Source organism: Streptomyces diversicolor (assembly GCF_057537855.1).
In genome coordinates this window covers 24,937-35,656 of record NZ_BAAJXA010000067.1, presented here as the reverse complement: position 1 = coordinate 35,656, position 10,720 = coordinate 24,937, and the positions used below count along the sequence as shown (strand labels likewise).

The 10,720-nt window shown below is 72.0% G+C and carries 9 protein-coding genes; 5 read left to right on the top strand and 4 right to left on the bottom strand.

What is annotated here, in order from left to right; genetic code table 11:
* The first annotated feature begins 557 nt into the window (after window positions 1-557).
* The 3 genes from AC27LF_RS42795 (at window position 558) to AC27LF_RS42785 (ending at window position 3,326) form a co-directional block, all read left to right on the top strand.
* Window positions 558-1,700 (top strand): cytochrome P450, encoded by a 1,143-nt coding sequence (locus AC27LF_RS42795; protein WP_479661890.1) that lies wholly within the window; start codon window positions 558-560, stop codon window positions 1,698-1,700.
* Between the two features lie 107 nt (window positions 1,701-1,807).
* Window positions 1,808-2,410 (top strand): cysteine hydrolase family protein, encoded by a 603-nt coding sequence (locus AC27LF_RS42790; protein ID WP_479661889.1) that lies wholly within the window; start codon window positions 1,808-1,810, stop codon window positions 2,408-2,410.
* Between the two features lie 7 nt (window positions 2,411-2,417).
* Window positions 2,418-3,326: a GlxA family transcriptional regulator gene (locus AC27LF_RS42785; RefSeq protein ID WP_479661888.1), complete on the top strand. Its 909-nt coding sequence runs from the start codon at window positions 2,418-2,420 to the stop codon at window positions 3,324-3,326.
* Between the two features lie 36 nt (window positions 3,327-3,362).
* Here AC27LF_RS42785 and fumC read toward each other — a convergent pair whose 3' ends face one another.
* From fumC to AC27LF_RS42770, 3 genes are all read right to left on the bottom strand, one after another.
* Window positions 3,363-4,847 carry a class II fumarate hydratase gene (gene fumC, locus AC27LF_RS42780; protein WP_479661887.1) on the bottom strand — a complete coding sequence of 495 codons (1,485 nt, stop codon included), beginning with the start codon at window positions 4,845-4,847 and terminating at the stop codon, window positions 3,363-3,365.
* Window positions 4,844-6,517: an NAD-dependent malic enzyme gene (locus tag AC27LF_RS42775; RefSeq protein WP_479661886.1), complete on the bottom strand. Its 1,674-nt coding sequence runs from the start codon at window positions 6,515-6,517 to the stop codon at window positions 4,844-4,846. Before AC27LF_RS42775 ends, fumC begins: the two co-directional genes overlap by 4 nt.
* Before the next feature lie 262 nt (window positions 6,518-6,779).
* On the bottom strand, window positions 6,780-7,595 hold the full coding sequence (locus AC27LF_RS42770) for an SAM-dependent methyltransferase (RefSeq protein WP_479661885.1): 816 nt from the start codon (window positions 7,593-7,595) through the stop codon (window positions 6,780-6,782).
* A gap of 160 nt (window positions 7,596-7,755) precedes the next feature.
* Between AC27LF_RS42770 and AC27LF_RS42765 the strand changes: the two genes are divergently transcribed.
* Complete coding sequence (locus tag AC27LF_RS42765) at window positions 7,756-8,079, top strand: hypothetical protein (protein WP_479661884.1); 324 nt, start codon at window positions 7,756-7,758, stop codon at window positions 8,077-8,079.
* Between the two features lie 114 nt (window positions 8,080-8,193).
* Entirely contained in the window at window positions 8,194-9,144 is a 951-nt protein-coding gene (locus AC27LF_RS42760) for an NAD-dependent epimerase/dehydratase family protein (RefSeq protein ID WP_479661883.1), read from the top strand.
* 223 nt (window positions 9,145-9,367) lie between these two features.
* On the opposite strand, the gene AC27LF_RS42755 is transcribed toward AC27LF_RS42760, so the two are convergent.
* Window positions 9,368-10,708 (bottom strand): NAD-dependent succinate-semialdehyde dehydrogenase, encoded by a 1,341-nt coding sequence (locus AC27LF_RS42755; RefSeq protein ID WP_479661893.1) that lies wholly within the window; start codon window positions 10,706-10,708, stop codon window positions 9,368-9,370.
* Between the last annotated feature and the right edge of the window lie 12 nt (window positions 10,709-10,720).

Genomic DNA, 10,720 nt, shown 5'->3' with positions numbered 1-10,720 from the left:
ACCAGACCAGGCCCCGGACGCCCACAAGGCACCCACCGACCCCCACGCCAGCGCTACCCCGTCATCACGAAGCAACAGACCGACCGCGACAGAAAACGCACCTAAAAGCTAAAAACTCAAGGTAGGGGGCGCGGGGAACTGCGCGCTCAGCCACGACGCTACCCGCACCCGGCCGCGAGCCTGCCGCACTACGGCGATCGCCCGCCCGGGGCCGAACCGACGGAGTCAGGCCGCACCCGGCCGCGAGCCTGCCGCCCCACGGCGATCGCCCGCCCGGGGCCAGCCTGACGGAGTCAGCTCGCCCCGTAGGGGGCGCGGGGAACTGCGCGCTCAGCCACGACGCTACCCGCACCCGGCCGCGAGCCTGCCGCCCCACGGCGACCGCCCGCCCCGGCCGACCCGACGGAGTCAGGCCGCACCCGGCCGCGAGCCTGCCGCCCCACGGCGACCGCCCGCCCGGGGCCGAACCGACGGAGTCAGCTTGCCCCGGCCGACCCGACGGAGCGCTCCGCCACGACGAGCGGGAACCGACCCGCTCACTGGCCTAGGCTGGTGGCATGATCACGCTCGCCCAGTTGGCCGAGGACCCCCATCCGCATCTGGCCCGGCTCAGGGGCACCGCCCCGGTGGCGTGGCTGGCGGCGCTGGGCGGCTGGATGGTGACCTCACGCGCCCAGGCGCTCGCCGTGATGCGGGACGCCGAGACGTTCACCGTGGACGACCCCCGGTTCACCACGGCGCGGATCACGGGACCCAGCATGCTCTCCGTCGACGGCGCCGAACACGCCCGTCACCGTGGGCCGTTCACCGACCCCTTCCGTCCGGCGGCGGCCCGGGACTCCTTCGCGGACACCGTGCGGCACGAGACCGACCGGCTGCTGGACGGCCTCCAAGGGCGCGGGGAGGCCGAGCTGCGGCGGGAGTTCGCCGGGCCGCTGGCCGCCAGGACCATGGCGCGGGCACTGGGTCTTGACGGTGTTCCCGTCGACCGGGTGCTGCGCTGGTACGAGGCCATCGTGACGTCCGTGCACGAGCTGACCGAAGGACGTCCCGCCGGTGCCGAGGGCCCCGCCGCCTACGCGGCGCTGCGGGAAGCCGTCGCCGCCACGGTGGACGCCGGATCACCCCGGTCCCTGCTGGTCACCGCCGCCCGGGACCTGGACCTGCCGGACCTGGCCGCCAACGCGGCCGTCCTGCTGTTCGGCGGGATCGAGACGACCGAGTCGATGATCGCCAACCTTCTGTCCCACCTCCTGCACGCACCACGGCGGCTGGCGGAGCTGCGGGCGGAACCGGAGCTGCTGGACAACGCGATAGAGGAGTCACTGCGGCTGGAACCCGCCGCCGCCGTGGTCGACCGGTACGCCACCTGTGACGTGCGGCTGGCCGGCGCGGACATCCACCGGGGCGACCTGGTCACGGTGTCGCTGGCAGCGGCCAACCGCGACCCTGACGTGTTCCCCGACCCCGACCGCTTCGATCTGCGCCGCCCCAACTCCCGGCAGCACCTCGCCTTCGCACACGGCCCGCACTACTGCCTGGGCGCCCACCTGGCCCGTCTGGAGACCCGGATCGCCCTGCGCTCCTGCCTCGACCGCCTGGACGGCCTGCGCCCCGACCCCGACCGGCCGTCCGCCGTCCGCGGCCTGGTCTTCCGCAAACCGCCCGCCGTGTGGGCCCGTTGGGACCGCAGGAACTGAGGGTCGGGCCCGGCCCGCCGTGCCGCCGCCGTGGGTGACCGGATCGGTCCGCTGTCGGACCTGATGCTGACTGTCGCCGGCCCCCTCGGACACCGGAGGCTGAAGGCATGACCCGAGCACTGATCGTCATCGACGTCCAGGAGTCCTTCCGCGCCCGCCCGCTGTGGGAGACCATCTCCGACCCGGAGATCGCCGACAAGGTGAACCGTCTGGTCCGGCTGTCCCGGGAGCGGGGGGACCTGGTCGTATGGGTCCTGCACGCCGAGCCCGGCAGCGGCGATGTCTTCGACCCGGCACTCGGCCACGTCCGGCTCATGGCGGGACTCGAACGAGCCGACGGCGAGCCCCTGGTCCACAAGACCTCGCACAACGCCTTCACCACCACCGACCTCCAGCGACTCCTCACCGAGCACGGAATCCGCGACCTGACCGTGTGCGGCGTCCGCACCGAGCAGTGCGTGGAGACCACCACCCGTGTGGCCAGTGACCTCGGCTACCGGGTCACCTTCGTCACCGACGCGACCGCGACCAACCCCATCGCACACCCCGACGCCCCCGCCGACCTGAGCGTCGCCGAACTGCTCGCCGACCCCCGGACCCTGCCCGCCGAAGAGGTCGTCCGACGCACCGAGTACGCCCTCGCCGGGCGCTTCGCCACCCTCACCACGATCGACCGGCTGGAAGCGGCGGCAGCACATCGGGCATCATGACCGGATCGTGACCCATGTCGTCTTCTTCCTGGTGCCCGGCGTCCATGTGCTCGACCTGGCCGGTCCTGCGCAGGTCTTCTCCACGGCCGCCGACCTCGGGCACCCCTACACGCTCGCCTACGTCGCCGAAGAGCCCCAGGTCCCGACCGCGCAGGGCCTGCCGCTCGTGGCCCGGCTCGACTGGCCCGCACTGGAGCCGGACGACCTGATCGTCGTGCCCGGCTGGCGGACGACGACACTGGCCCGAAGCCCCGCCATCGCCGACGCCTCCCTGCGGGTGCTGCGCGACCACCATGCACGGGGCGGGACGGTGGCCAGCGTCTGCGCCGGAGCCGAGGCGCTGGGCCGGGCCGGTCTGCTCGACGGCCGGCGCTGCACCACCCACCACGACGTACAGGACGAACTGGCCCTGCGCCATCCCAGGGCGACCGTGGTCCGCGACGTGCTGTTCACCGCCGACGACCGGGTGATCACCTCGGCGGGCATCGCCAGCGGCATCGATCTGGCCCTGCACCTGGTGGCGGCCCGGCACGGCCCGGCCGCCGCGGCCCGGGTGGCCCGGGACATGGTCGTCTACGCCCGCCGCAACGGACACGAGCGGCAGTCGAGCGCGATGTTCCGGCACCGCTCCCATCTCGACGACACCGTGCACCGCGCCCAGGACATCATCGACGCACGCTTCGACCGGCCGCTCCCGCTGCCCGCCCTGGCCGCGGCCGTCGGCGTGAGCGAGCGCACCCTCACCCGGCTCTTCGGCCGCGCCACCGGCCTGACCCCCCTGCGCTACCAGCAGACCCTCCGTCTGGAACGCGCCGAACACCTCATCGGCCAGGGCACGACGGTCGATGCCGCGGCCCGCAGCGTCGGCTTCCAGGACGCCCGCATGCTGCGCCGCCTGCGCTCCCGCACCGGCTGACCGCCCCCGTGTCCGGCCGCGGTCGCCCGGCCCGGTTCAGCCGTGCGGCGGGGCCGGGCCGACCATGGTGGCGGGAGCGACGACGCGGTCGAACTCCTCGGCGGTGACGTCGCCGGTGGCCAGCGCTGCCTCACGCAGGGTGGTGCCCTCGTCCTCGGCCTTGTGCGCGATCGCGGAGGCCCTGTCGTAGCCGATGACCGGGGACAGGGCGGTGACCAGCATCAGCGAACGGTCGACGAATGCGGCGATCCGGTCACGGTCGAGCCGGGCGCCCTCGATGCAGTACTGCCGCAGCTTGGTGCACGCGTCGGCCAGGATGGTGGCCGCGTGCAGGAAGTTGTTGATGATCACCGGGCGCATGGCGTTGAGTTCGAAGTTGCCCTGGGAACCGGCGAAGGCCACGGCGGTGTCCTCGGAGAGCACCTGGATGCAGACCATGACCATCGCCTCGCACTGGGTCGGGTTGACCTTGCCCGGCATGATCGAGGAGCCCGGTTCGTTCGCCGGCAGGATCAGCTCACCCAGGCCGCAGCGCGGCCCCGAGGCCAGCCAGCGGATGTCGTTGGCGATCTTCATCAGCGCCACGGCGAGGGACCGCAGCCCGGCCGACGCCCCGGCCATCGCGTCCAGGCCGCCCTGCGCGGCGAACTTGTTCTCGGCCGTGGTGAACGGGTGGCCGGTCGCGGACGCGATCTCGGCGGCGACCTGCTCGGCGAAACCGGGTGGGGCGTTCAGCCCGGTGCCGACCGCGGTGCCGCCCGCGGCGAGTTCGAGCAGTCCCTCGGCGGATCCGCTGACCCGGCCGACGGCCTGTCTCAGCTGGTGGGCGTAGCCGGACCACTCCTGCCCGACGGTGAGCGGGACCGCGTCCTCCAGATGGGTGCGGCCGATCTTCACCACGTCCTGCCACTGTTCGGACTTCGCCTCGATGGCCTGGACCAGCGCCCGCACGCTGGGCAGCAGTCGTTCGTGGACCGCCTCGACCGCGGCGATGTGCATGGCGGTGGGGAAGGTGTCGTTGGAGGACTGTCCCATGTTGACGTGGTCGTTGGGATGGACGGGCGACTTGCTGCCCAGCTCGCCGCCGACCAGCTGGATCGCCCGGTTGCTGATCACCTCGTTGGTGTTCATGTTGGACTGCGTACCGGATCCGGTCTGCCACACGTACAGCGGGAAGTGCTCGTCAAGGCTGCCCGCGATGACCTCGTCCGCGACCTTCCCGATCAGCTCGGCCTTCCAGGCGGGCAGCCGTCCGGCGCGCCCGTTGACGAGCGCGGCGGCCTTCTTGACGTAGCCGTAGGCGTGGTAGACGGCCTTGGGCATCCGGTCGTCCCCGATGGAGAAGTGGATCAGGGACCGTTGGGTCTGCGCGCCCCAGTAGCGGTCGGCGGGTACGTCGATGGCGCCCATGGAGTCGGTCTCCCGCCGGGTGCCGGTCGCCTCAAGTCCGACGGGGATGTCGAGGATCTTCGGGGCCCGGTCCTCCGCGGTGCGCTCCGCGCCCGAGCGCCGCGCGGTCACGAGGCCGCCCCGTCGCCGTAGACCGGCTCCCACATGGCCTCCCGGACGGCCCGGCCCGGGTCGGCGGGCTTGGCGGTCGCCCCGCCCTCCTCGATCGCCGCCTGGACCACGGCGGTCGCGGTGATCGCCGACGACCGCCGCAGGTCTTCCACCGGCGGCAGCAGGCAGGCGCCCGCTCCGGTCGGGTCGACCTGGTCGGCGACCGCCTGCGCGGCGGCGAGCAGCATGCCCGCGGTCACATGGGAGGCACCGGAGACGATGGTGCCAAGGCCCACCCCCGGGTACAGCAGGGCGTTGTTGGCCTGCGCGATCTCGTAGGTCACACCGCCGTACTCCACGGGCGGGACGGGGATGCCGGTCGCGACCAGCGCCTTGCCGCCGGACCAGGCGATCACATCGGCGGGCATGGCCTCGATGCGGGAGGTCGGGTTGGAGATCGGGAAGACGACCGGCCGCTCGGTCGCCGCCGTCATGGCCTCGACGACCTCGCGGGTGAACGCCCCGTGCACCGTGGAGGTGCCCAGCAGGATGGTCGGCTGCGCCCGCCGCACGGTTTCCAGCAGCGAGATGCCGTCGGCGTCCCTCGCCCAGCCCCTGACGTCCTCGGGGTCGCGCGCGTAGGGCCGCTGGAAGTCGCGCAGGTCGGTCATGTCACGGGTGAGCAGCCCCTGTCTGTCGATCAGCCACACCTGTGCGGTGGCCTGACCGGGCTCGGCGCCGTCGCGGATCATCGCGTCGCGCAACTGGTCGGCGATGCCCACGCCCGCGGTGCCGGCTCCGAAGACGACCAGCTTCTGGTCCCGCATCGGCACACCGCTGACCTTGACCGCCGACAGCGCGGCGGCGAGCGTGATGGCGCCGGTGCCCTGCATGTCGTCGTTGAAGATCCGCAGGCGTCCGCCGTACCGCTCCAGGATCCGCCGGGCGTTGCCGGGGCCGAAGTCCTCGAAGTGCAGCAGTGCGCCGGGGAACAGGGACGACGCCGCTTCCAGATACTTCTCGACGAACGCGTCGTACGCGGCGCCGCGCACCCTGGGATGCCGGTTGCCCAGATAGAGCGGGTCGTCGAGCAGGGCCGCACGGTCCGTTCCCACGTCCAGTGACACGGCGACGGCACGCCGTGGGTCGATGCCGGCCGCGGCGGTGTAGACCGCCAGTTTGCCCACGGAGATCTGGATCCCGCCCACGCCCCAGTCGCCGATGCCCAGGATCTGCTCGGCATCGGTGCACACGATCAGGTCCACGTCGTCGGGCCCGAGCCGGAGCGTGCCGAACGCCTCCTCGATGTCGTCCGGCCGGTCGATCGACAGGAAGATGCCTCGGGGGCGGCGGTATTCATGGGAGTACTTCTCGATCGCCTCGCCGACCGTGGGGTCGTACACGATCGGCAACAGCTCCACCAGGTGATCGGTGAGCACCTTGTAGTACAGGGTTTCGTTGCGGTCGTGCAGCTGTTCCAGGTACACGTTCTTGGCCAGGTCGTCGCCCTGGCCCCGCATCTGCTGGTAGGCACGCTGCGCCTGCTGCTCCAGGGTCAGCACCGCGGACGGCAGCCGCCCGGTCAGGCCCAGTTCGGCCCGTTCCGCCTGTGTGAACCCCACACCGCGGTTACGCAGTGGATCGTCAAGTACGCCTGGAGTGACAGGGGTCCGCGCCATCTTGTCGGTCATGAAGCTCTCCCCGCGTGCGCGAGTCGGTGTATGCCGCCCGCCGATCGCGGGCAGGGGCGCCCCCGCCGCCCCTTCTACCGTGCGCACACAGTCCCGTCTGCCGCGCGTCGAACTCCGGCCCGGCCCGCCGGCCGGCGCCCGCCGACCGCTGAGCAGGTCCAGTGAAGTCTGCTGGCGCCCCGAAGGGGCGCGGGGAACCGCGCGACAAGCCACAACGGTGCCGCAGACAACCGATGGCCCATCGCGGCATTTCCAGCGGAGCTCAGGGCTTCCGGGCGAGTCCGCCGTGCTCGGCGATGATCTCTCCGGTGGGCGAACCGGGTTCGGGGCGCCATCGTGTGACGGGGACGACGCCGGGCTCCAGGAGTTCGAGGCCGTCGAAGAACGCGCTGATCTCCTCGACGGTGCGCAGGGTGTACGGGACGGCACCGCTGTCGTTGTACGCGTCCTGGGCCCGCTCGAAGACGGGGTCGATGCCGCGTGAGCCGTCGTTGACGGAGAGACAACTCCCCGATGGCAAGGCGTCCATGAGCCGGGTGACGAGCGAGCGGGCCTGATCGTGGTCGGCGATGTGTCCGAGGATGTTGCTGAGGACGAGCGCGGTGGGACGGCCGAGATCCAGGGTCTCGGCGGCCTCCGCGAGGATGCGCTCCGGGTCCGTCACATCGGCGTCGACATACGCGGTCGCGCCCTCGGGGGAGGAGGACAGCAGGGCGCGGGCGTGGGCGAGGACCATCGGGTCGTTGTCGACGTACACGATCCGTGCCTCGGGGGCGAGGCGCTGGGCGACCTCATGGGTGTTCTGGGCCGTCGGCAGGCCGGTGCCGACGTCCAGGAACTGCCGGATTCCCGCCTCGCGGACCAGGAACTCGATGTTCCGGCGCAGGAAGGCACGGCTGCTGCGGGCGATGGTGACGATGCCGGGGAAGACGGCGGTGTACGCGTCGCCGGCCTGCTCGTCGACGGGGTAGTTGTCCTTGCCGCCGAGCCAGTAGTTCCAGATCCGGGCGGAGTGCGGCACGGACGTGTCGATCGTGGAGCGCGCCGCCGGGCCGGGCGTCGCCGCGGGGTCGGTCATCAGTCGTGTCCGTCTTTCAGCCGGGGCGTGGACGTGCACGCCCACCCTACGTCCGAACGTCCCTGTCCCACCCATCAGTTCGTGTCGACCGCCGGACGACGGCACCGACTCGCGCCCGCCCGCGGGAACTCGGCGGCGGCCATGTGCGTCCCAGACGACTGTGAAGGAACAGAACAAGGGATGCATCGGCCTCCTGGTGGCGGCCTTCGGTGCCGCTGTGGCGGTGGTCTGCTGGGCGCCGATGGCTCGGGTCAACATCGAGGGCGGATTCGAGCAGACGCGGCGTGACCTGAGAGTCCTCTACATCGATCTGCCTCTGATCGCGGTGGGGGGCGCCGTCGTGCCCCTGGCCGCCTGGCTGCTGACGCTGCGCTGGTTCCGGCGACCGTGGCTGGCGGCAGTCGTCGCGGCCGGCGCGCTGGCCCTCGGACTACGGGGGCTGACCGGCTGGTGGGAGCCGTACGGGCACCCCCAGTCCTGGTAGCGGAACAGTGGCTGCGGAGACCGGAGGAGCATCGACGCCGTTGACAAAGCGGAACGACGCTCCGTATCTTTGTTTCCGGAACAAGGATCCGCTTGATGTCAGGAGGACACAGAGATGATCTTGGTTACCGGAGGTCTCGGTTTCATCGGCTCCCACACCGTGCGGGCGCTCCTGGACAGGGGCGAGGACTGCGTGCTGGTCCAGCGCCGCAAGGCCGAGGTGCCGGCCTTCCTCGACGCCGCCCACGTCACGGTGGAGCAGGGCGACATCACCGACCTGACGGCGCTGCTCGACATCGGCGCACGTCACAAGATCACGGGCATCGTGCACCTCGCGACGGGTTCCATGCCCTGGCCCCCCAGCGCCGATCAGCCCGTGGAAGCGGCACGCAAGGCGCTGGGCGGCCTGTTCAACGTGGTGCAGGCCGCCCGGGAGTGGGGGGTGCGGCGCGTGGGCGTCGCGAGCACGATCGGCGTGTACGGCGGCGTCACCGACGAGGGCCCCCTGAGCGAGGACCTGCCCCTGCCGATGCGCTCCTTCCATGTGATTCCCACGTTCAAGAAGATCGGTGAGCTGCTGAACGACCACCTGGCCGACGCCACCGGCATCGAGGTCGTCAACTACCGCATCTCCGGCGTCTGGGGACCACGGGACCCGCACGGCGCGTTGTTCTTCGCCGCCCCCGAACTCGTGCACGCCGCGGCCCGCGGAACCGAGCCGGACCTGTCCACCCTTCCCGGGCCCGCGTACGCGCAGGACGCGATCGACCTGTGCTACGCCAAGGACACCGGCCGGGCGATCGCGCTCCTCCAGCTCGCCGAACACCTCAACCACCGCACCTACAACGTCGGCTCCGGCCGCGCCACGACCAATGCCGAGGTCATCGCCGCGATCAAGAAGGTCGTGCCCGACGCCCGGGTCGACCTGCCGGCCGGCGGATCCGGCCGCAAGAGCTACCTCGACATCACCCGTGTCCGGCAGGACACCGGGTACCGGCCCGAGTACGACGTCGAACGCGCCGTGGCCGAGTACATCGACTGGCTGCGCGCCGGCCACACCTGCTGAGCACCCCAGCGGGACCGCGGTCGCCCGCCCCCCCTGCCCGCGCCGAGGTACCGGCGCCGGCCGGTGCGGGTGTTGTCCTTGCCGTCGTCACCGCGTGCCCGCGTGGCGTAGGTCCCGGCGTTGTCGCGCCGGCCCCGGAGGGAAGCCCCCGAACCGCCGCCGACGCCCCTTCGTGTGAGCCACCCGCCCCGCACACCCCGGCGGCGCGGGTGTGCCGCGTTTTTCACCCCACCGTGCGGATGAGCTTCTTGTTGACGAACTCCTCGATGCCGAGACGGCCGAGTTCACGGCCGAAACCGGACCGCTTGACACCGCCGAAGGGCAGTTCGGCGCCCTCCGCGCCCACCCCGTTCACAAAGACCATGCCGGCCTCGATGCGGTCGGCGACGCGCGCGGCCTGCGCGGGATCGGTGGTGAACACATAGGAACCGAGGCCGTACGGGGTGTCGTTGGCGATGCGGACGGCGTCGTCCTCGTCGGCGGCGGAGAAGACCATCGCGACCGGCCCGAAGAGTTCCTGGCGGGCCGCGGCGTCGCCGGTGGTGAGTCCGGTGAGGACGCCCGCCGGGAAGTAGGCCCCGTGCCGCTCGCCCGCACCGTGCAGCGTGGCGCCCTCCGCGACGGCGGCGTCGACCTGCCGGGCCAGGGTCTCGGCGGCGGCGACCGAGGCGAGCGGTGCCCCCGTGGAAGAGGCCGCCAGCCGGACGGTGAACTTCGCCACGAACGCGTCGTACAGGTCCTTCACCACCACGAACCGCTTGGCGGCGTTGCACGCCTGCCCGGTGTTGTCGAGGCGGGCGGCCACGGCGGCCTCGACGACGGCGTCCAGGTCGTCGGTGGCCAGCACGACGAACGGGTCCGAACCGCCGAGTTCGAGGACGACCTTCTTCAGGTGCCGTCCGGCGATCTCGGCGACGGCGGCGCCGGCCCGTTCGGAGCCGGTGAGGGACACCCCCTGGACCCTCGGGTCGGCGATGACGCCGGCGATCTGCTCGTTGTCGGCGTACACGTTGACATACGCCCCGGGCGGGAAGCCGGCCTCGGCCACCAGGCGCTCCAGCAGCGCGGCCGTGGCCGGGCACTGCGGGGCGTGCTTGAGGACGAGGGTGTTGCCGACGGCGAGGTTCGGGGCGGCGAAGCGGGCCACCTGGTAGGCGGGGAAGTTCCACGGCATGATGCCGAGCAGCACCCCCACCGGGCCGCGCCGGACGACGGCGGTGCCGGGTCCCGAGGTGACGTCGACCGGTTCGTCGGCGAGGAACTCCTCGGCGTGGTCGGCGTAGTAGTGGTAGATCTCGGTGCAGAAACCTATCTCGCTCTCCGCCTCCGCGAGGGGCTTGCCCATCTCGCGCACGATGCTCGCGGCGAGGGCGTCGCGGTGCCGTGCGTGCAGGTCGCCGAGGCGGCGCAGCAGCGCGGCACGTTCGGCCACGGTGCCCCCGCGGCCCCAGGCGGTGGCGGCGTGGGCGGCGTCGACGGCCGCCGCGACCTCGGCGTCGGTGGCGGTCGGGTAGGTGGCGACGACTTCCCCGGTGGACGGGTCGGTGACGGCGTACATGGAGATCTCCAGGAGGGG

Excerpts from the sequence above, each read along its gene's own strand:
- AC27LF_RS42795 (WP_479661890.1), top strand. The coding sequence starts at position 558 with ATGATCACGCTCGCCCAGTTGGCCGAGGACCCCCATCCGCATCTGGCC.
- AC27LF_RS42790 (WP_479661889.1), top strand. The coding sequence starts at position 1,808 with ATGACCCGAGCACTGATCGTCATCGACGTCCAGGAGTCCTTCCGCGCC.
- AC27LF_RS42775 (WP_479661886.1), bottom strand. The coding sequence starts at position 6,517 with ATGACCGACAAGATGGCGCGGACCCCTGTCACTCCAGGCGTACTTGAC.
- AC27LF_RS42770 (WP_479661885.1), bottom strand. The coding sequence starts at position 7,595 with ATGACCGACCCCGCGGCGACGCCCGGCCCGGCGGCGCGCTCCACGATC.
- AC27LF_RS42760 (WP_479661883.1), top strand. The coding sequence starts at position 8,194 with ATGATCTTGGTTACCGGAGGTCTCGGTTTCATCGGCTCCCACACCGTG.